The organism is Pseudomonas soli (genome assembly GCF_900110655.1).
GTDB lineage: Bacteria > Pseudomonadota > Gammaproteobacteria > Pseudomonadales > Pseudomonadaceae > Aquipseudomonas > Aquipseudomonas soli.
In genome coordinates, this window is record NZ_FOEQ01000003.1 from 131,597 (window position 1) to 151,793 (window position 20,197).

17 protein-coding genes are annotated in these 20,197 nt (G+C 61.6%); 9 read left to right on the top strand and 8 right to left on the bottom strand.

What is annotated here, in order from left to right; all coding sequences use genetic code 11:
* Nucleotides 1-11: 11 nt before the first annotated feature.
* Nucleotides 12-1,385 carry a Trk system potassium transporter TrkA gene (gene trkA / locus BMY03_RS08580; RefSeq protein ID WP_023629849.1) on the top strand — a complete coding sequence of 458 codons (1,374 nt, stop codon included), beginning with the start codon at nucleotides 12-14 and terminating at the stop codon, nucleotides 1,383-1,385.
* Nucleotides 1,386-1,396: 11 nt separating this feature from the next.
* Nucleotides 1,397-1,705, top strand: a complete 309-nt coding sequence (locus BMY03_RS08585) for a tetratricopeptide repeat protein (protein WP_023629850.1) — start codon at nucleotides 1,397-1,399, stop codon at nucleotides 1,703-1,705.
* Nucleotides 1,706-1,739: 34 nt separating this feature from the next.
* Here the strand turns inward: BMY03_RS08585 and BMY03_RS08590 are convergent, their stop codons facing one another.
* Together BMY03_RS08590 and BMY03_RS08595 are read right to left on the bottom strand one after the other, a co-directional pair.
* A complete protein-coding gene (locus BMY03_RS08590) occupies nucleotides 1,740-2,627 on the bottom strand; it encodes a lysophospholipid acyltransferase (protein WP_023629851.1) in 888 nt (295 codons plus the stop codon).
* A 41-nt stretch (nucleotides 2,628-2,668) separates the two neighbouring features.
* On the bottom strand, nucleotides 2,669-3,220 hold the full coding sequence (locus BMY03_RS08595; protein ID WP_038707091.1) for a DNA-3-methyladenine glycosylase I: 552 nt from the start codon (nucleotides 3,218-3,220) through the stop codon (nucleotides 2,669-2,671).
* 83 nt (nucleotides 3,221-3,303) lie between these two features.
* On the opposite strand from BMY03_RS08595, the gene glyQ reads away from it, so the two are divergent.
* The 4 genes from glyQ to BMY03_RS08615 all read left to right on the top strand — a co-directional run bounded on the left by glyQ (nucleotide 3,304) and on the right by BMY03_RS08615 (nucleotide 7,667).
* Entirely contained in the window at nucleotides 3,304-4,251 is a 948-nt protein-coding gene (glyQ, locus tag BMY03_RS08600) for a glycine--tRNA ligase subunit alpha (RefSeq protein WP_023629852.1), read from the top strand.
* Nucleotides 4,248-6,299: a glycine--tRNA ligase subunit beta gene (gene glyS / locus BMY03_RS08605; RefSeq protein WP_094010818.1), complete on the top strand. Its 2,052-nt coding sequence runs from the start codon at nucleotides 4,248-4,250 to the stop codon at nucleotides 6,297-6,299. The genes glyQ and glyS overlap by 4 nt, the downstream gene beginning before the upstream one ends.
* Nucleotides 6,300-6,303: 4 nt before the next feature.
* Entirely contained in the window at nucleotides 6,304-6,831 is a 528-nt protein-coding gene (gene gmhB / locus BMY03_RS08610; RefSeq protein WP_038707089.1) for a D-glycero-beta-D-manno-heptose 1,7-bisphosphate 7-phosphatase, read from the top strand.
* Nucleotides 6,832-6,896: 65 nt separating this feature from the next.
* Complete coding sequence (locus BMY03_RS08615) at nucleotides 6,897-7,667, top strand: lysophospholipid acyltransferase family protein (protein ID WP_094010819.1); 771 nt, start codon at nucleotides 6,897-6,899, stop codon at nucleotides 7,665-7,667.
* 272 nt (nucleotides 7,668-7,939) lie between these two features.
* On the opposite strand, the gene BMY03_RS08620 is transcribed toward BMY03_RS08615, so the two are convergent.
* Both BMY03_RS08620 and BMY03_RS08625 read right to left on the bottom strand, forming a co-directional pair.
* Nucleotides 7,940-9,559, bottom strand: coding sequence for an MFS transporter (locus tag BMY03_RS08620; RefSeq protein ID WP_094010820.1), 1,620 nt, complete (start codon nucleotides 9,557-9,559; stop codon nucleotides 7,940-7,942).
* Nucleotides 9,560-9,655: 96 nt separating this feature from the next.
* Entirely contained in the window at nucleotides 9,656-11,305 is a 1,650-nt protein-coding gene (locus BMY03_RS08625) for a GMC family oxidoreductase (RefSeq protein WP_094010821.1), read from the bottom strand.
* A gap of 174 nt (nucleotides 11,306-11,479) precedes the next feature.
* Between BMY03_RS08625 and BMY03_RS08630 the strand changes: the two genes are divergently transcribed.
* Nucleotides 11,480-12,367: a LysR family transcriptional regulator gene (locus BMY03_RS08630; protein WP_094010822.1), complete on the top strand. Its 888-nt coding sequence runs from the start codon at nucleotides 11,480-11,482 to the stop codon at nucleotides 12,365-12,367.
* Here the strand turns inward: BMY03_RS08630 and BMY03_RS08635 are convergent.
* Genes BMY03_RS08635 through BMY03_RS08645 form a run of 3 tightly spaced genes read right to left on the bottom strand, consistent with a single transcriptional unit; the run spans nucleotide 12,356 to nucleotide 15,374 of the window.
* The gene (locus BMY03_RS08635) at nucleotides 12,356-13,174 is read right to left on the bottom strand and encodes a sulfite exporter TauE/SafE family protein (protein WP_094010823.1); all 819 of its coding nucleotides are present in this window, start codon (nucleotides 13,172-13,174) and stop codon (nucleotides 12,356-12,358) included. The two genes, BMY03_RS08630 and BMY03_RS08635, sit on opposite strands and share 12 nt — an antisense overlap.
* A complete protein-coding gene (locus tag BMY03_RS08640) occupies nucleotides 13,171-14,448 on the bottom strand; it encodes an NAD(P)/FAD-dependent oxidoreductase (RefSeq protein ID WP_094010824.1) in 1,278 nt (425 codons plus the stop codon). Before BMY03_RS08640 ends, BMY03_RS08635 begins: the two co-directional genes overlap by 4 nt.
* A gap of 41 nt (nucleotides 14,449-14,489) precedes the next feature.
* A complete protein-coding gene (locus BMY03_RS08645) occupies nucleotides 14,490-15,374 on the bottom strand; it encodes an MBL fold metallo-hydrolase (RefSeq protein ID WP_023629230.1) in 885 nt (294 codons plus the stop codon).
* Nucleotides 15,375-15,618: 244 nt separating this feature from the next.
* Between BMY03_RS08645 and BMY03_RS08650 the strand changes: the two genes are divergently transcribed.
* A complete protein-coding gene (locus BMY03_RS08650) occupies nucleotides 15,619-16,917 on the top strand; it encodes a sigma-54 interaction domain-containing protein (protein WP_023629231.1) in 1,299 nt (432 codons plus the stop codon).
* A 104-nt stretch (nucleotides 16,918-17,021) separates the two neighbouring features.
* Nucleotides 17,022-17,465, top strand: coding sequence for a hypothetical protein (locus tag BMY03_RS08655; protein WP_143067537.1), 444 nt, complete (start codon nucleotides 17,022-17,024; stop codon nucleotides 17,463-17,465).
* Between the two features lie 309 nt (nucleotides 17,466-17,774).
* On the opposite strand, the gene gyrB is transcribed toward BMY03_RS08655, so the two are convergent.
* Nucleotides 17,775-20,195: a DNA topoisomerase (ATP-hydrolyzing) subunit B gene (gene gyrB / locus BMY03_RS08660; RefSeq protein ID WP_023628552.1), complete on the bottom strand. Its 2,421-nt coding sequence runs from the start codon at nucleotides 20,193-20,195 to the stop codon at nucleotides 17,775-17,777.
* Between the last annotated feature and the right edge of the window lie 2 nt (nucleotides 20,196-20,197).

Below are 20,197 nucleotides of genomic sequence, written 5' to 3' on the forward strand. Positions count from 1 at the left end.
GGGAGTAGTGGATGAAGATCATCATCCTCGGCGCAGGGCAGGTGGGCGGCACGCTGGCGGAACACCTGGCCAGCGAAGCCAATGACATCACCGTGGTCGATACCGATGGCGAGCGCCTGCGCGACCTCGGCGACCGCCTCGACATCCGCACCGTGCAAGGCCGCGCCTCGCTGCCGACGGTGTTGCGCCAGGCCGGCGCCGACGATGCCGACATGCTGGTGGCGGTGACCAACAGCGACGAGACCAACATGGTCGCCTGCCAGGTGGCGTACTCGCTGTTCCACACCCCGACCAAGATCGCCCGGGTGCGCGAGTCGGCCTATCTGACTCGCGAAGAACTGTTCGACAACGACCATATTCCGGTGGATGTGCTGATCAGCCCCGAGCAGGTGGTGACCAACTACATCAAGCGCCTGATCGAACACCCCGGCTCCCTGCAGGTGATCGACTTCGCCGAGGGCAAGGCCCAGCTGGTGGCGGTCCGCGCTTACTACGGCGGGCCGCTGGTCGGCCAGCAACTGCGCCAGATCCGCGCCCACATGCCCAACGTCGACACCCGCGTGGCGGCCATCTTCCGGCGCGACCGGCCGATCACCCCACAGGGTGACACGGTGATCGAAGCTGACGACGAGGTGTTCTTCATCGCAGCGAAAAAGGACATCCGCGCGGTGATGGGCGAACTGCGCCGTATCGACGAGAGCAACAAGCGCGTGGTCATCGCCGGTGGCGGGCAGATCGGCGAGCGCCTGGCCGAGGCCATCGAGAGCCGCTACCAGGTGAAGATCATCGAGATGAACCCGGCCCGTTGCCGCCAGCTCTCCGATACCCTGGAAAGCACCGTGGTGCTGCAGGGCAGCGCATCGGACAAGGACCTGATGCTCGAAGAGAACATCGCCGACGCCGACATCTTCCTGGCCCTGACCAACGACGACGAGGCCAACATCATGGCGTCGCTGCTGGCCAAGCGCCTGGGCGCGCGCAAGGTGATGACCATCATCAACAACCCGGCCTATGTCGACTTGGTGCAGGGTGGCGACATCGACATCGCCATCAGCCCGCAATTGGCCACCATCGGTACCCTGCTGGCCCACGTGCGCCGTGGCGATATCGTCAGCGTGCATTCGCTGCGCCGCGGCGCGGCCGAGGCCATCGAAGCCGTGGCCCATGGCGATTCGAAGTCGAGCAAGGTGGTCGGCAAGGCCATCGAGGACATCAACCTGCCGCCAGGCACCACCATCGGCGCAATCATCCGCGAGGACGAAGTGATGATTGCCCACGACGACACGGTGATCGAGTCGGGCGACCATGTGATCCTGTTCGTTGTGGATAAAAAGCATATTCGGGACGTGGAGAAGCTGTTCCACGTGGGCTTGAGTTTCTTCTAGGAGGGAAGGGCATGCGTGAATCGCTGGAGAAGATGCTGGCCAAGGGTGTGGATAACCCGCTGCTGCGCTTTGGCTTGGGCAAGGCCTGGCTGGACGAGGGCAATGGCGCTGAGGCGGCGGTGCACCTGGCCAGCTGCGTGAAGCAGGACCCCAAGTATTCGGCGGCATGGAAGCTGCTGGGCAAGGCGTATCAGCTCAGCGGAGATCTGGCTGGCGCGCGCAAGGCCTGGGAAGAGGGGATCGAGGCGGCGCAGGCCCATGGGGACAAGCAGGCCGAGAAAGAGATGACGGTGTTCCTGAAAAAGTTGAACAAGGTCTGAGAATGCCGGGGCTGCTTTGCAGCCCCCAAAAATCTCAGTACCAGCGCGCCTCACCCGCCGGGCGCTTCTTGAAGCGCTTCATGCTCCACATGTACTGGCTCGGGTACTCGCGCACGTAACGCTCGACCACCTTGCTCATGGCTGCCGCCGATTCATTCACATCGGTGCTGTACATGGCCTCTGGCGCCGCTTCCAGGAATACCTTGAAGCCTGAACCATCCGGCAGGCGCAGCGCATGCAGGAACACCCCGACAGCCTTGCCACCGGCGAGCATGTTCGGGACGAACTTGCTGGTCAGCGCCTGGGTACCCAGGAACGGCACGAACACCCCGGCCGACTCGGCCGGCTCCGGGTCGGCGGGAATCCCCACCTGGCCACCCCGGCGCACTTCCTTGATCACGCTGAGAATGCCTTCCTTGGTCGAAGGCGCCACGCGGTTGCCCATCTGCACCCGCTGCTCACGCAGCAGGTCATCCACCGCCTTCAACTTCGGCGGGCGATAGAAGATGATCGGTTTGCACTGGTTGCAATAGAAGTGGTTGAGCACCTCCCAGTTGCCCAGGTGGCTGGTGATGCCGACCACGCCCTTGCCCGAGGCCAGGGCCTGCTCCAGCACTTCCAGGCCGTGCACTTCCTTGACCAGGTCGAGCGAGCGCTGCGGCGGCCAGATCCAGGCGCAGGCGCTTTCGACGAACGACTTGCCGATGTCCTTGAGCGCGCGACCGACCAATTGCTCACGCTCGGCCGGGTCCATCTCCGGGAAGCATTTGGCCAGGTTGATGCGCACGACATTGCGCGAGCCGTTGGGGATTTTCCACATCAGCCAGCCGATACCGGCGCCGACGCGCTGCACGGCGCCCCAGGGCAGCTTGGCAAACAGGCGCAGCACCCCGACCATCAGGGCGCCCTTGAACTTTTCCACAGGCGAATTCCTTATTTCAGCAAGGCGCGCATTGTACCCCGTCAGCGCACCAGCGCGGCGTAGCGATCGCAGTCGGTGGTGTGGTCCATGACCATGCCGGTGGCCTGCATGAAGGCGTAGCAGATGGTCGGCCCGACGAAAGTGAAGCCAGCCTTCTGCAAGGCCTTGCTCATCGCCTTAGCCTCGTCGGTGACCGCCGGCACGTCGCCACGGCCCTGGAAATGGTTGATCTTCGGCGCGCCGCCGACGAACGACCATAGCCACTCGGCGGGGTTATCCACAGCCAGCCAGGCTTGGGCATTGCGGCGCACGGCCTTGAGCTTGAGGCGGTTGCGGATGATGCCAGCATCCAGCATAAGCTCCTCGATGCGTTCATCGCTGAGCTGCGACAGTTTCAGCGGATCGAAGCCGTCCAGCACCTCGCGATAGCGCTCGCGCTTCTTCAATACCGTGATCCACGACAACCCCGCCTGGAACCCTTCGAGCAAAAGCATCTCGAAGAGCAACGCCGGGTCGCGCTGCGGCGTTCCCCACTCGTGGTCGTGATAGGCCTGATACAACGGATCGTCGGAACACCAAAAGCAGCGTGGCATAAGGCTCCAATAACGTAGAGGGCGAGGCGAATCGGGTATACTCCCGCTCTTTACATCCGCATCCCCAGATACAGGTGAATTTCGTGAGCCAGCCTACGCCAGCCGTGCGTACCTTCCAAGACCTGATCCTCGCCCTGCAGAACTACTGGGCAGCTCAAGGTTGTGTGGTGCTTCAGCCCTACGATATGGAAGTAGGCGCCGGAACTTTCCACACCGCTACCTTCCTGCGTGCCGTGGGCCCGGAGACCTGGAACGCCGCCTATGTGCAGCCCAGCCGTCGCCCAGCCGACGGGCGGTATGGCGAAAACCCCAACCGCCTGCAGCACTACTATCAGTTCCAGGTGGTGCTCAAGCCAAACCCGGCGAACTTCCAGGAGCTGTACCTCGGCTCGCTGAAGGCCATCGGCATCGACCCGCTGGTTCACGACATTCGCTTCGTCGAAGACAACTGGGAATCGCCAACCCTCGGCGCCTGGGGCCTTGGCTGGGAAATCTGGCTGAACGGCATGGAGGTGACTCAGTTCACCTACTTCCAGCAAGTCGGCGGTATCGAGTGCTACCCGGTCACTGGTGAAATCACCTACGGCCTGGAGCGCCTGGCCATGTACATCCAGGGCGTGGACTCGGTCTACGACCTGGTATGGGCCGACGGCCCGTTCGGCAAGGTTACCTATGGCGACGTGTTCCACCAGAACGAGGTGGAGCAGTCGACCTACAACTTCGAGCACGCCAACGTCGAGAAGCTGTTCGAACTGTTCGACTTCTACGAAAGCGAAGCTAACCGTCTGATCAAGCTGGACCTGCCGCTGCCCACCTACGAAATGGTCCTGAAGGCCTCACACACCTTCAACCTGCTGGACGCCCGCCGCGCCATCTCGGTGACCGAGCGCCAGCGCTACATCCTGCGCGTACGTACCCTGGCCCGGGACGTAGCGCAAAGCTATCTGCAAGCTCGCGCACGCCTGGGCTTCCCGATGGCCACCCCTGAACTGCGTGACGAAGTGTTGGCTAAGCTGGAGGCTGCACAATGAGTGCTCAAGATTTCCTGGTTGAACTGGGCACCGAAGAGCTGCCACCCAAGGCCCTCGCCACGCTGGGCGACGCTTTCCTCGCCGGCATCGAGAAAGGCCTGCAGGCCGCCGGCCTGAACTACACCGGCAAGCAGGTCTACGCCGCGCCGCGCCGCCTGGCCGTGCTGATCCGCCAGCTGGATGTGCAGCAGCCAGACCGCAGCATCAACATCGACGGCCCGCCCGTGCAGGCTGCCTTCAAAGACGGCGAACCTACCCAGGCCGCCCTGGGCTTCGCCAAGAAGTGCGGCGTCGAGCTGTCGGACATCGACCAGAGCGGCCCGAAGCTGCGCTTCTCCCAGCACATTCCGGGCAAGGCCACTACCAGCCTGCTGCCAACCATCGTCGAGGATTCGCTCAACGACCTGCCGATCCCCAAGCGCATGCACTGGGGCGCCAGCCGTGAAGAGTTCGTGCGCCCGACCCAGTGGCTGGTGATGTTGCTCGGCGATCAGGTCGTCGACTGCACCATCCTGGCCCAGAAAGCCGGCCGTGAATCCCGTGGCCACCGCTTCCACCACCCGGAAAACGTACTCATCACCACCCCGGCAAACTACGTCGAGGACCTGCGCAAGGCCCACGTGCTGGCTGACTTTGCCGAGCGTCGCGAGCTGATCAGCAAGCGCACCGCAGAGCTGGCCATGCAGCAGGAAGGCACGGCCATCGTGCCGCCGGCGCTGCTGGACGAAGTAACCGCCCTGGTCGAGTGGCCGGTGCCGCTGGTGTGCTCGTTCGAGGAGCGTTTCCTCGAGGTGCCGCAGGAAGCGCTGATCACCACCATGCAGGACAACCAGAAGTACTTCTGCCTGCTGGACAGCGAAGGCAAGCTGCTGCCGCGCTTCATCACCGTGGCCAACGTCGAGAGCCGTGATCCCAAGCAGATCGTGCAGGGCAACGAGAAGGTCGTGCGCCCGCGCCTGACCGACGCCGAGTTCTTCTTCAAGCAGGACAAGAAGCAGCCCCTGGAAAGCTTCAACGAACGCCTGAAGAACGTGGTGTTCCAGGCTCAGCTGGGGACCGTGTTCGAAAAGGCCGAGCGCGTCTCCAAGCTGGCCGCCTTCATTGCCCCGTACATCGGTGGCAGCGCCGCCAATGCTGGTCGTGCCGGTCTGCTGTCGAAGTGCGACCTGGCCTCGGAAATGGTCGGCGAATTCCCTGAAATGCAGGGTATTGCCGGCTACTACTACGCCCTCAACGACGGCGAGCCGCAAGACGTCGCCCTGGCGCTGAACGAGCAGTACATGCCGCGCGGCGCTGGCGCCGAGCTGCCGCAGACCCTCACCGGTGCCGCCGTGGCCATTGCCGACAAGCTAGACACCCTGGTCGGCATCTTCGGCATCGGCATGCTGCCCACCGGCAGCAAGGACCCATACGCCCTGCGCCGTGCTGCCCTGGGCGTGCTGCGTATCCTGATCGAGAAGCAGCTGGATCTGGACCTGAATGTCGCGGTCGAGTTCGCGGTCAAGCAGTTCGGTGCCAACGTCAAGGCCGCCGGCCTGTCCGAGCAGGTGCTGGAGTTCGTCTTCGACCGCCTGCGCGCGCGCTACGAGGATGAAGGCATCGACGTCTCCACCTACCTGGCGGTGCGTGCCCTGAAGCCCGGCTCGGCGCTGGACTTCGACCAACGCGTACAGGCCGTGCAGGCCTTCCGCAAGCTGCCGGAAGCCGACGCGCTGGCTGCAGCGAACAAGCGCGTGTCGAACCTGCTGGGCAAGGCCGAAGGCGCCATCGCCGATCAGGTCGAACCCAAGTACTTCGACAACGCCAACGAGTTCTCCCTGTACTCGGCCATCCAGCAGGCCGACCAGGCTGTGCAACCGATGGCCGCGGCGCGTCAGTACAGCGAAGCCCTGGCCCGTCTGGCCGCCCTGCGTGACCCGGTCGACGCCTTCTTCGAGGCGGTGATGGTCAACGCCGAGGACGCCAAGGTACGCGCCAACCGTTATGCCCTGCTCAGCCGCCTGCGCGGTCTGTTCCTGGGCGTGGCCGATATCTCGCTGCTGGGGTAAGTCGTTGAAACTGCTGATTCTTGATCGAGACGGAGTGATCAACCACGACTCCGACGCCTACATCAAGTCGCTGGAGGAGTGGATCCCCATTCCCGGCTCGATCGAGGCCATCGCGCAGTTGAGCAAGGCGGGCTGGACGGTGGCCGTGGCCACCAACCAGTCCGGCATCGCCCGCGGCTACTACCCGCTGCAAACCCTCGAGGCCATGCATGCGCGCCTGCGCGCGCTGGTGGCCGAGCAGGGCGGCGAGGTCGGCCTGATCGTGCATTGCCCGCACGGCCCGGACGAGGGCTGCGAATGCCGCAAGCCCAAGCCCGGCATGCTGCGGACCATTGCCGAGCATTACCAGGTGTCCCTGGCCGGCGTGTGGTTCGTCGGTGACAGCAAAGGTGACCTGGAGGCGGCCCTGGCCGTCGATGCACAACCCGTGTTGGTAAAAACCGGCAAGGGCGAGAGGACCCTGGAAAAAGGCGTCCCGCAAACTACACTGATTTTCGACGATCTGGCGGCTATCGCCAGAGAACTTATTTAAATGAGTGCGCCAGAAACGGCGCACTTTTCATTAGGCGGGCACGCCCCGCAACGGTACATGCCACTATGTCGATCCTGCAGGCGATCAGAATCTTTCTTTTTTACCTGCTGTTGGGCACCAGTTCACTGCTGTGGTGCTCGCTGAGCTTCTTCGTCGCGCCCTTCCTGCCGTTCCCCAAGCGCTACAAGTTCATCAACGTGTACTGGTGCCGCTGTGCGTTGTTCCTGGCCCGCACGATCCTGCGCATCGACTACAAGATCACCGGTGCCGAGAACGTACCGAAAGTACCTTGCGTGATCCTGTCGAACCACCAGAGCACCTGGGAAACCTTCCTGCTCTCCGCGTATTTCTCGCCGCTTAGCCAGGTGCTCAAGCGCGAACTGCTGTACGTGCCGTTCTTCGGCTGGGCCATGGCCATGCTGCGGCCGATCGCCATCGATCGCAAGAATCCCAAGGAAGCGCTGCGCCAGGTCGCTAGCCAGGGCGACGAGCTGCTCAAGCAAGGCACCTGGGTGCTGATCTTCCCCGAAGGCACCCGCGTGCCTCATGGCCAGATCGGCAAGTTCTCCCGTGGCGGTACCGCCCTGGCGGTCAACGCCGGCCTGCCGGTACTGCCGATTGCCCACAACGCCGGCAAGTTTTGGCCGCGAGAAGGCTGGGGCAAACGCCCGGGCACCATCGAGGTGGTGATCGGTGAACCAATGTATGCCGTGGGCACTGGCCCACGCGCCATCGCCGAGCTGAACGACCGCGCCCAGGCCTGGAACGAAGCGACCCAGCGAGCCATGGGTTCGCTGCCGCCGCTGGCGGAAAACCCGGAGCAGCAGCCAGCCTGACGATCTGTGGATAACTTGTTAGCAAGTTTTGCATGGATGATCGATAAAGCATGCTAAGTGATTGAATTGGCTGTTTATTTCCATGTATGACGTTTTTGCGAAAATCGTGCATAAGTTTTTTCGCGCTATAAAAAAACCGGCTTTTACGCCGGTTTTTTTGCTCGTTTGATGGTGGCATAGCGAGTACGTGTGAGCGGGCTTGCCCCGCGATGGATGGCACAGGCTGCGCCGGTATCGCGGGACAAGCCCGCACGCAGTGTCATCTGTACTGCCTAGACCTTATCGATATCAACGTCCTTGGTCTCTTTCAGGCAGAAGATCCCTACCACCAGGCTCACCCCGGTGATCAGCACCGGATACCACAGCCCATAGAAGATATCCCCGGTATACACCACCAACGCGAACGATACCGTTGGCAGGAAGCCACCGAACCAGCCGTTACCGATATGGTAGGGCAGGGACATCGAGGTATAGCGGATCCGCGTCGGGAACAGCTCGACCATGACCGCCGCCAGTGGCCCGTAAGTCATGGTGGCGATCAGGATCATGGCAACGATCAGCACTACCACCATCACCTGGTTCACATGCGCCGGGTCGGCCTTGGCCGGATAGCCAGCCGCTTCGATGGCGCTGCGCATGGCCGCCTCGTCGAAACCGTTGATGGTCTTGTCACCGATGCTCACCTGCACTTCGCTGCCGGCAGCCTCGACCGAGCTGTAGGGCAGGCCCTGTTTGACCAGGAAGGTCTTTACCTTGTCGCAAGGGCTGTCGAAACGGGCCTTGCCCACCGGGTCGAACTGGAAGGTGCAGCCTTGCGGGTTGGCACTGACGACAATGGGCGCTTCCCGGCTGGCGGCGTCGATCTGCGGGTTGGCGTAATGGCTCAGCGCCTTGAATATCGGGAAGTAGCACACGGTGGCCAGCAACAGCCCAACCATGAGGATTGGCTTGCGCCCGATACGGTCCGACAGCCAACCGAAGAACACGAAGAACGGCGCGCCGATCACCACGCTGATGATCAACAGGGTATTGGCCTGGGCCGGGTCCATCTTGAGCATCTGGGTCATGAAGAACAGCACATAGAACTGTGCGGTGTAGAAGGTCACCGCTTGTCCGGCGTTGATGCTGAACAGCGCGGTCAGGACCACCTTGAGGTTTGGCCAGGAGGTGAACGATTCGCGGATCGGCGACTTGCTGGTCTTGCCCTGGGCTTTCATTTTCACGAATGCCGGCGACTCATGCATGCTCATGCGGATCCAGGTGGAGATCGCCAGCAGGACGATCGACAGCAGGAACGGCAGGCGCCAGCCCCAGGTCTCGAACTCATCGCCACTGATATAGCGACTGGCCAGGACCACGATCAACGACAACAGCAGGCCGAGCGTAGCGGTGGACTGGATGAAGCCGGTATGGAAACCGCGCTTGCCGGACGGAGCGTGTTCGGCCACATAAGTGGCCGCACCGCCGTATTCGCCGCCCAATGCCAGTCCCTGGAGCATGCGCAGTATGACGAGGATAATCGGCGCGGCGATACCGATGCTGGCATAGGTGGGCAGCAGACCGACGGCGAAGGTCGAGAGGCCCATCAGTACGATGGTCACCAGGAAGGTGTACTTGCGCCCGATCATGTCCCCCAGACGGCCGAACACCAAGGCGCCGAACGGGCGCACCAGGAAACCGGCGGCGAAGGCCATCAAGGCGAAGATGAACGCGGTGGTGTCGTTGACCCCTGCAAAGAACTGCTTGCTGATCACCGCCGCCAAGGCGCCATAGAGAAAGAAGTCATACCACTCGAACACTGTCCCGAGGGATGACGCGAAAATGATCTTGCGTTCCTCACGGCGGCTCGGGCTGCTCGCCACCGCACCCTGTTCCTGGATGTAATCCGACATCGTTGCTGTCCTCGGCCCTTGGGGCCACAGTGATTATTCTTGTTGTTCCACTGCCGGCAGCCGCTGACCGCGCTGCCGCTGTTGCACACACCCGGGTCAGGGCGTCGGTATCGCGTTGCTGTCGCTGAGGTTGGTCTGGGTGTTGGCCCCCTTGAGGATAAGTTGTGCCGCCTTTTCGGCAATCATCAACGTGGGTGAACAGGTATTGCCGGAGACTATCTGCGGCATGATCGAGGCATCCGCCACACGCAGGCCCGGAATGCCATGCACGCGCAGCTGGTTATCCACAACATCGAGCACACCACTGCCCATGCGGCAGGTACCCACCGGGTGGAAGATGGTGGTGCCGATCTGGCCGGCGGCCTGGTGCAGGTCTTCTTCGCTCTGCAGGGCAGGGCCTGGCAGGTACTCGCGGGGTTCGAAGGCGGCCAGGGCAGGGGCATGGACGATGCGCCGGGTAAGGCGGATGGCGTCGGCGGCCACGCGCAGGTCCTCGGGGGCGCTGAGGTAGTTGGGGTCTATCAGCGGCGCGGCGTTCATGTCCGCCGAGCGGATATCGATTCGACCTCGACTGGCCGGGCGCAGGTTACATACCGACGCGGTGAAGGCCGGGAACCGGTGCAGCGGCTCGCCGAAGCGCTCCAGCGACAAGGGCTGGACGTGATACTGAAGATTGGCGGTCTCTTGCTCTGGGCTCGAACGGGCGAAGGCGCCCAACTGACTCGGCGCCATGGCCAGTGGTCCACTACGGTCGTAGGCATAGCGCAGGCCCATGCCCAGCTTACCCCACAGGCTGTTGGCCATCTGGTTGAGGGTGCGCGTGTTCTGGATCTGGTAGATCAACCGCAGTTGCAGATGGTCCTGCAGGTTGCCGCCGACGCCAGGCATGTCGTGGCGCACGGCGATGCCCAACCCTTCGAGCAATTTGCGTGGGCCAATCCCCGAGCGCTGCAGGATGCCGGGCGAACCGACCGAACCTGCACAGAGAATAATCTCGCGGCGTGCCGCGAACTCATGCCATGCACCTTGCCAAAGCGCCCTTACAGCCCGGGCGCGGGTGTTGCCGAGCAACACCTGGTCGACCTGCACGCCGGTCAGCACGGTCAGGTTCGGGCGCTTGAGAACGGGCCTGAGAAATGCCTTGGCCGAGTTCCAGCGCACACCGCTGCGCTGGTTGACCTGAAAGTATCCACAGCCGGCGTTGTCGCCTGTATTGAAGTCGTCGGTCCTGGCGATGCCGCTCTGTTCGGCCGCATCGCGAAAGGCATCGAGGATTGGCCAGCTGTAGCGCTGCTGCTCGACTCGCCACTCACCGTCGACGCCATGGCTGTCGCTGGCACCGGCATAGTGGCTCTCGCTGGCCTTGAACAGCGGCAGCACATCCTTCCATGCCCAGCCCTCGTTGCCTTGCTCGGCCCAACGGTCGTAGTCGGCGGCCTGGCCGCGCATGTAGATCATGCCGTTGATGGATGAACAGCCACCCAGCACCTTGCCCCTCGGATAGCCTAGGGCACGCCCGTTCAGCCCGGGCTGGGCCTCGGTCTTCATGCACCAGTCGGTGCGTGGATTGCCGATGCAGTAGAGGTAACCGACGGGGATATGAATCCAGGGATAGTTGTCACGGCCACCCGCCTCGAGCAGCAACACGCGGCAGGATGGATCGGCGGACAAGCGATTGGCCAGCAGGCAACCGGCGGGACCGGCACCCACGACCACGTAGTCGTAGACAGAATCGGCTGATGGCATGTGCAACCTCGCGCCTGATTATTATTCTTGTCCCGATCCATCTTATTGATTAATTTCGCGGAGGAAACACGAGATTTCGCGCAGCCGTTGTGCGTTTTAGCACAGCGACTATCCGACTGTGAGAGCGGGTTCATCCCGCGGTGGCTTCAACAGCCAGCACATCCAAGGACGCCCATGTTCGACTGGAACGATCTGCGTTTTTTCCTCGAGTTGCAGCGCAGCGGCCGCTTGCTCAGCGCCGCCAAGCGCCTCAACACTACCCACAGCACCGTCGCCCGGCATATCGAGAGCATCGAGAAGCACCTGGGCACCGCGCTGTTCGTCCAGCACGCTCAGGGTTACGAGCTCACCCCCTCGGGCCAGGCGCTGCTCAAGCATGCCGAAGCCATGGAGAACGTCGCCTTGCTGGCGCAGGAAGAGATCACCCAGGCCATCACGCCGCTGGGCAAGATCCGCCTTGGCGTGACCGAAGGCATCGGCATCATGTTCTTCACCCCGCGCATGAAAGCGTTGTTCCAGCGCTATCCGGGGCTTGAAGTGGAACTGGTGGCGGTGCCGCGGTTCGTGAGTATCCTCAACCGCGAAGCCGAGATCAGCATCCACCTGGAACGACCCAACGCTGACCTGCTGATCACCCGCAAGCTCACCGACTACCGTCTGGCCCTGTACGCCAGCCAGGAATACCTGAATCAAGCGCCATCGCTCGACACTCGTGAAGATCTGGCCCGGCACAACTGGATCGGTTATGTCGACGACCTGCTGTTCAGCCAGGAACTGCTGTTCCTCAACAGCTTCTGCCGAGCGCCCAACGTGGTGTTCCGCAGCACCAGTGTGATCGCCCAGCAGCACGCCGCCCAGGCCGGGCTCGGTATCGCCGTGCTGCCCAACTACATGGCCCGGCACGATCCGAAGCTGGTACGCGTGCTGCCCGGCGAGACCATCCAGCGCAGCTACTGGATCTGCACTCGCCGCGAGCTGCACAAGTCGGTGCGCCTGCGCGTGGTGTGGGACTACTTGCTGGCGCTGTGCGCCGCCGAGCAGGATGAGTTGCTAGCCGAATAGCGCCTTGCCGGCGAGCAGCACGGCAGCGCCGCAGCCCACTGCGGCGAACAGCTGCTGAAGACGCGGACCGGCAAGCTTGCTAGCCAACGGCCGCGCCAGCAGCAAGCCCAGCACCGCCCCTGCGGCGAATGGTGCGCCGACCCACCAATGCATCACACCCGCCACGCTGGCGCTGACCACACTGCCAGTGGACACCAGGGCGATCACCGCCAGCGAGGTGGCGACGATACTTTGCATATTCAGGTTGGTGTAGCGGTTCAAAGCAGGAATGATCACGAAGCCGCCACCGACGCCCAGCAGGCCAGATAGCAACCCCGACAGCATCCCGGTGAACGCCAGTGCCCTGGCGCAGGGCAGGGTCCAGCGCAAGCGCCCCTGCAGCGGGTTGAGCACGCAGGGCATGATCTCCCGTTCGCCGCAGGGTGACTCGCCACGCAGCTCACGTGCTGCCTTGCGCCATATCCGCAAACAGGCGTACACCAGCACCCCGGCGAAGACCAAGGCCAACGGTGTATTCGGCACACGGTGAGCGAGCATCAAGCCGAACGGCGCACAGGCAATCCCGATCAGCGCGATGAACAGTGCCGCCCGATAACGCACCAGCCCCTGGCGCAGGCCGAGCACCGCACCGACTGCCGCCGCCAACCCCACGGCCAGCAGGCCGATCGGAGCCGCCTCGACCATGCTCAGACCCAAGCCGAACACCAGCAGCGGCACCGCGAGGATGCCGCCACCGGCGCCGGTCAGCGCCAACACCGCACCAATGATCGCACCAAGCCCGGCGCCCAGCAGTTGGTGCTCGATCACTGTTGCGCCTCGACCACCAGAGGTTGCGGCCGGGCCAGCCACTCGCGGCCCTTGAGCATGGCTTTCCAGTACAGCGGCGGCAGGATCTGCGCCTTGAGCAGCCAGGCCAGGCGGGTTGGCTTGCGGCCATCGAGCAGCCAACGCGGGAAGCTCGGTGCCAGCTTGCCGCCGTAGGTGAACTCGGCCAGGACGATCTTGCCCCGCTCCACTGTCAGCGGGCAGGAGCCATAGCCATCGTATTGCGCGAGGGTCGCGAGTCGACCAAGCGCCACCAGCACATTGTTGGCCACCACCGGTGCCTGCTTGCGGGCGGCGGCGGCGGTCTTGGCGTTGGTGGTGTTGGCCACGTCGCCCAAGGCATGGATATTGCCAAACTGGCGATGGCGCAAGGTTTGCGGGTCGACGTCCACCCAACCCGCCGCATCAGCTAGCGGGCTCTGGCGGATGAAATCAGGCGCCACCTGGGGCGGAACCACATGCAGCATATCGAAGGCCTCGACGCGGGTCTCGGTAGTGCCGTCGGGGAGGGTGCGCACAAACGTAGCGCGCTTGTTCGCGCCATCTACTGCCGTCAGGCGATGCTGATAGTTCAGGTCGACGCCGTACTTGTCGATGTAGCTCATCAGCGCCGGTACATAGTCCGGCACGCCGAACAGCACCGCGCCGGCATTGAAGAAGCTGGCCCTCACGTTGCCCAGTTGGCCGCTGCGCAGCCAGTGGTCACATGACAGGTACAGCGCCTTCTGCGGCGCCCCGGCGCACTTGATCGGCATCGGCGGCTGGGTGAAAAGGGCGCGCCCCTGCTTGAGGTTCTGTACCAGTTGCCAGGTATAGGGCGCCAGGTCATAGCGGTAGTTGGAGGTGACGCCGTTGCGCCCGAGGGTCTCACTCAAGCCTTCGATGGCATTCCAATCGAGCTTCAAACCCGGGCAGACCACCAGCTGTTCATAACTGACAGCGCGACCACCCTCGAGCAGCACCAGTTGGCCCTGGGGATCGAAGCCGTCCACCCGCGTCTTGATCCAGCGCACACCGCGCGGCAGGGTGGCGGCCATGGTGTGGGCGGTACTCGACGCCTTGAACACACCGGCACCGACCATGGTCCAGCCTGGCTGGTAGTAGTGCACATCGGCGGGGTCGATCAGGGCAATATCCAGCGAAGGATCACGGGCGATCAGGCTGGAGGCGGTAGCGATACCGGCGGCACCGGCGCCGACGATCACCACCTTGTGGTGGTCGGCACGGGATGAATCGGCAGGGGACAGGGCAGGCATGGCGGTGTTCCTTGGAAATCTCGTTATGGGTAAAGCGTGACTTACAGCTTGTTCAGCGGGATCTTCAGGTAGCTCACACCGTTTTCTTCAGGTTCGGGGAATTGCCCGCTGCGCATGTTGATCTGCACCGAGGGCAAGATCAGCACGGGCATGTCGAGGGTCTTGTCACGGGCTTCGCGCATCTGCACGAAGCTGTCTTCGCTGACCCCTTGATGAATATGGATGTTGTCGGCGCGTTGCTCGGCCACGGTGGTGACGAAGCACAGCTCACGGCCACCAGGCAGATAGTCGTGGCACATGAACAGCCGGGTCTGGTCCGGGAAGGCGAGCAGGCGACGGATCGACTTGTACAGGGTTCTTGCGCTGGCGCCCGGGAAGTCGCAACGAGCCGTGCCATAGTCGGGAGTGAACAAGGTGTCGCCGACGAACACGGCGGTCTCACCAGCATCCTCGATCATATAGCTCATGCACGCCGGGGTATGCCCAGGGGTGTGCAGGGCACGGGCATGCAGGTTGCCAATGCGGAATCCTTCTTCATCTTCGAACAGCACGTCGAACTGACTGCCGTCCCGAGCAAAGCCCGGTTCGGCGTTGAACAGGGAGCCGAAGACTTTCTGTACCTGGGTGATCTGCGCACCGATCGCGATGCTGCCGCCCAGCCGGGATTTGAGGTAGGCCGCCGCGGACAGATGGTCGGCGTGCACATGGGTATCCAGGATCCATTGCACCTTGGCATCCAGCTCCTCGACGCGAGCGATCAGCTTGTCCGCCGAATCGGTACAGGTACGCCCGGACTTGGGGTCGTAATCCAGCACGCTGTCGATCAACGCGCATTGTCGCGTCTCGCCATCCATGACCAGGTAGCTGATGGTCCAGGTCGCCTTGTCGAAAAACTCTTCGACGTGAAGGTTGTTGCCGATGATCATTGCACTCTCCAGTTGTCCCAAGCCTCCTTGAAGGCATAGGCAGTGGGAGGTGCTTTATCAAGATACATGCCAGCCTTTCAGATAGACGCCTTCCCCCTGCAGGAACGGTCTCGTGCCGCGAAGGACGCGCAGCAGCCGTCATTCCAGCAACCCAAAGGTGACAGTTCCTGGCAGTCGACTGTCAGTCGATGGCAGTGTTTGGCAGTCCTTGCTACGCTCGCAAGGTCCTTCCTCTGGTGCTGTCATGCTAGCCGCTTCCCATCCCGCGATCATCGCACTGGTGTCATACCTTGAACACGATGTGCTGCCCAGCATCGTGCTGGACACCGACTACAACATCCTCGCCGCCAACGCCGCCTACCGTCGCCAGTTCGGCAATGAGGAGCACGCGCCAATCGGCGATAAGTGCCATCGGGTTTCCCATCACTATGCCGTTCCCTGCGACCAGGCGGGTGAACACTGCCCGCTGCGCAAGTCGCTGGACAGCAAGGTGCCCGAGCGTGTGCTGCACATCCATCACACTCCACGCGGGCCTGAACATGTGGATGTAGAACTGCGTCCGATCCTCGACGACGAGGGCAGGGTGGTGGCGTTCGTCGAGCGGCTGACCAGTGTCACCCTGGCATCGGCACAACCTCAACAACAGGGTTTGGTTGGCCGGGCTCCGTCCTTCAAGAGCGCCGTTTCCAGTCTGCAGCGTGCCGCCCCCGCGCAGATCCCGGTCTTGCTCCAGGGTGAATCCGGGACGGGCAAGGAGCTGTTCGCCCGGGCGTTGCACCTGGGTAGCCCACGAGCCAATGGCCCCTTGGTGGTGGTGGACTGCACCGGGCTGACCGAGTCGCTATTCGAAAGTGAACTGTTCGGTTATGAGAAGGGCGCCTTCACCGGCGCGATCCAGCGCAAGATCGGCCTGGCAGAAGCGGCTCACGGTGGAACCTTGTTCCTCGACGAGATCGGTGAGGTGCCGCTGGCCATGCAGGTGAAGTTGCTACGCCTGATCGAGTCCGGAAGCTTCCGTCCGGTCGGCAGCACTCGCACGGTCCATTCAGACTTCCGTCTGATCTCGGCAACGCATAAGCCATTGAAAGAGATGGCCGTCGAAGGGACGTTCCGCGAAGACCTGTATTACCGCATCAGCGGATTCCCGATTCGCCTGCCGTCACTACGTGAGCGAGTCGAGGATTTACCGTTACTCTGTGAGAGCCTGCTGCAACGCATGGCCGGCAAGCATGCGCCCAAGGTTACCGCCGAAGCCCTTGAGCGCCTCAACCTGCATACCTTCCCAGGCAACATTCGCGAGCTCAGGAACATCCTGGAACGGGCCCGGCTGTTTGCCGATGATGGTTTCATTCGTCCGGAACATCTGCCCGAAGACATCCATCCACTATCAGATCAGAGTCATTTCGGCCGTCGCGGACGTAATGAAATGGCCGAGCTGGCGCATGCCTTGGAGACCTTCAAAGGATCACGTAATGAGCTGGCAGCACATCTGGGCATGAGTGAGCGGACTCTCTATCGCCGTCTCAAATCACTAGGGCTTTGAGCGTTCCACGTGGAACATTCAACGAGAACACTGCTGAATGGTATTGTTTTGATATCGCCGCTCAAGGAAGATTGCGAGCTTTGCCCTGGGTCACGGAGAGAGTGTTGAAAAAGATCATCGGTTTGACCTTAGTTGCAGCAGGCCTGCATGGCTGCAGCTTCTACGAAAAAACCAACATTCGAAATGAGGCCGAGACGGCCAAGTACGACCCCGCTACCACGGCTCGCATTCGCGCCTTTACGTCTCCTGAGATCACCGGGTCCTATCAGGCCAATGCAACCTGTGAACAGTATCGCCCTCTCCAAACCAAGGAAGGTACACCGCTCACTGTAACGTTCAAAGATCGAACCTCTACCAAGCAGTACATGCTTTGGAGAAGGGTTGATCTGTTAGGTATGGTTGAAGAAGATTACATCAACCGCACCATTGGTGTTCCTGCTTCGACAACGACAGAAGAGCTGAAGAACGACCGGGTAGGTTACAACGAGCATGTGATCCCGGCTGGTACAACCCATCGTCCTGAGCTTGGGTTTCCACGCTGTATCTGATCAGGGCAAGGCCTGGTGTTACCCAAAACCCGTCTACTTGGTACCACAAGCAGGGAAGGACTATGAGGTCAGATACATCACAGTAAAGGAAAGCTTCATGTCCTCTTCTTGCAAAGTCGCAGTCAGCGAGCTGACTGGCAATGGTCCGGTCAAGACGCCCCAGCCTGTGAAAACCGGAGTCTGTGTGCCGGACAAAGGCTACCTGTACAGAACCGTAGGGCCGTGACGTAACAGTCGATCACCATCAGACGGGCAAAAAAAAGCCAATACTTACGTATTGGCTTTTTCTATTGCGTATCGCCTGAGTAATCAGAAGTCCAGGTTGGACACCGACAAGGCGTTGCTTTCGATGAAGTCGCGACGTGGCTCGACCGCATCACCCATAAGGGTGTTGAACAGTTGGTCGGCGGCGATAGCGTCCTCGATGGTTACCTTGAGCATGCGGCGCACGGTCGGGTCCATGGTGGTTTCCCACAGCTGGTCCGGGTTCATCTCACCCAGCCCTTTATATCGCTGGATGGTGTGGCGCTTGGTGCTCTCGTTCATCAGCCAGTCGAGGGCTTCCTTGAACTCGGTGACCGCCTTGCGACGCTCACCGCGCTGAACGTAGGCACCTTCGCCCAACAACGTACCGAGGTTTTCGCCGAGGGCGACGACACTGCGGTAGTCATTGCTACCGAAGAAATCACGGTTGAAGGTGACGTAGCTGGCCAAGCCGTGAGAGGTGGTTTCCACCACCGGCAACCAGATATTACGTTCCTTGTCCTCGTGCAAGGCAGCCTTGTAGGTCAAACCAGAACGCTGGCTGTTGTCCAGGCGCTGCTGGAACGCTTTGAGCCAATCATCCATCTGCGCCTTGTCAGCCAATTGCTCGACAGTAACTTTAGGCAAGTAGATGAAGTTCTCGGTCAGCTCTTCCGGATACAGGCGTGACAGACGCTTCAGCGTTTTCATCACTCCGCGGAACTCGTTTACCAGTGCTTGTAGCTGGACACCAGATACTGCTGGCGCTGCCTCATCCAGGTGCAGGCTGGCATCTTCCAGGGCCGATTGGGTCATGTATTCTTCCATGGCCTCGTCGTCCTTGATGTACTGCTCCTGCTTGCCTTTCTTCACCTTGTACAGTGGTGGCTGGGCGATGTAGATGTAGCCGCGCTCGACCAGCTCCGGCAGCTGACGGAAGAAGAAGGTCAGCAGCAGGGTACGGATGTGCGAACCGTCGACGTCAGCATCGGTCATGATGATGATGTTGTGATAGCGCAACTTGTCGATGTTGTACTCTTCGCGGCCGATGCCACAGCCCAGTGCGGTGATCAACGTGCCGACCTCCTGCGAGGAGATCATCTTGTCGAAGCGTGCTTTCTCGACGTTGAGGATCTTGCCCTTCAGCGGCAAGATAGCCTGGGTGCGACGGTTGCGGCCTTGCTTGGCCGAGCCACCCGCGGAGTCACCCTCCACCAGGTACAGTTCGGAAAGGGCAGGGTCCTTCTCCTGGCAGTCGGCCAGTTTACCTGGCAGGCCAGCGATATCCAGGGCGCCTTTGCGACGAGTCATCTCGCGCGCTTTACGCGCCGCTTCACGGGCACGTGCGGCATCGATCATCTTGCCGACTACGGCCTTGGCTTCGTTGGGGTTCTCCAACAGGAAGTCGGCGAAGTATTTGTTCATCTCCTGTTCCACGGCGGTCTTCACCTCCGAGGAAACCAGCTTGTCCTTGGTCTGCGAGCTGAACTTCGGATCCGGCACCTTGACCGAAATGATCGCAGTCAAGCCTTCACGGGCGTCGTCACCGGTGGTGGCAACCTTGTTCTTTTTCGCCAGGCCTTCCTGCTCGATATAGCTGTTCAGGCTACGGGTAAGCGAGGAACGGAAGCCGACCAGGTGGGTACCACCATCGCGCTGGGGAATGTTGTTGGTGAAGCACAGCAGGTTTTCGTTGAAGCTGTCGTTCCACTGCAGGGCAATCTCAACGCCCACGCCATCTTCACGCTGGACATTGAAGTGGAATACCTGGGAGTTGACCGGAGTCTTGTTGGTATTCAGGTACTCAACAAATGCACGCAGGCCACCCTCGTACTTGAAGAACTCTTCCTTGCCGCTGCGCTCATCCTTCAACAGGATACCGACGCCGGAGTTCAGGAACGACAGCTCGCGGATACGCTTGGCGAGGATGTCCCAGCTGAAGTGGATGTTCTTGAAAGTTTCAGCCGAAGGCTTGAAGTGAATGTGGGTACCGGTGGTTTCGCTGTCACCCACGACCGCCATCGGCGCTTGGGGCACGCCATGGACGTAGGTCTGTTCCCAGATCTTGCCGCTACGACGAACGGTGAGCACTAGCTGTTCCGACAGGGCATTCACAACCGATACACCTACACCGTGCAGACCGCCGGACACCTTGTAGGAGTTATCGTCGAACTTACCGCCGGCGTGCAGCACGGTCATGATGACCTCGGCTGCAGAAACGCCTTCTTCTTTATGCACATCGACCGGAATACCACGGCCGTTGTCACGGACGCTGATAGATTCGTCCGGGTGAATGATGACGGTGATGTCATCGCAATGTCCGGCCAGGGCTTCGTCGATCGAGTTGTCGACCACCTCGAATACCATGTGGTGCAGGCCGCTGCCGTCATCGGTGTCGCCAATGTACATGCCGGGACGTTTGCGTACGGCATCCAGCCCTTTCAGCACTTTGATGCTGGAGGAGTCGTACGTTTGATTTTCGCTCATGC

Coding starts and splice junctions, on each gene's coding strand:
- BMY03_RS08645 (WP_023629230.1), bottom strand. CDS start 15,374: ATGATCATCGGCAACAACCTTCACGTCGAAGAGTTTTTCGACAAGGCG.
- BMY03_RS08620 (WP_094010820.1), bottom strand. CDS start 9,559: ATGTCGGATTACATCCAGGAACAGGGTGCGGTGGCGAGCAGCCCGAGC.
- BMY03_RS08615 (WP_094010819.1), top strand. CDS start 6,897: ATGTCGATCCTGCAGGCGATCAGAATCTTTCTTTTTTACCTGCTGTTG.
- gyrB (WP_023628552.1), bottom strand. CDS start 20,195: ATGAGCGAAAATCAAACGTACGACTCCTCCAGCATCAAAGTGCTGAAA.
- glyS (WP_094010818.1), top strand. CDS start 4,248: ATGAGTGCTCAAGATTTCCTGGTTGAACTGGGCACCGAAGAGCTGCCA.
- trkA (WP_023629849.1), top strand. CDS start 12: ATGAAGATCATCATCCTCGGCGCAGGGCAGGTGGGCGGCACGCTGGCG.
- BMY03_RS08630 (WP_094010822.1), top strand. CDS start 11,480: ATGTTCGACTGGAACGATCTGCGTTTTTTCCTCGAGTTGCAGCGCAGC.
- BMY03_RS08625 (WP_094010821.1), bottom strand. CDS start 11,305: ATGCCATCAGCCGATTCTGTCTACGACTACGTGGTCGTGGGTGCCGGT.
- BMY03_RS08640 (WP_094010824.1), bottom strand. CDS start 14,448: ATGCCTGCCCTGTCCCCTGCCGATTCATCCCGTGCCGACCACCACAAG.
- BMY03_RS08650 (WP_023629231.1), top strand. CDS start 15,619: ATGCTAGCCGCTTCCCATCCCGCGATCATCGCACTGGTGTCATACCTT.
- BMY03_RS08595 (WP_038707091.1), bottom strand. CDS start 3,220: ATGCCACGCTGCTTTTGGTGTTCCGACGATCCGTTGTATCAGGCCTAT.
- BMY03_RS08585 (WP_023629850.1), top strand. CDS start 1,397: ATGCGTGAATCGCTGGAGAAGATGCTGGCCAAGGGTGTGGATAACCCG.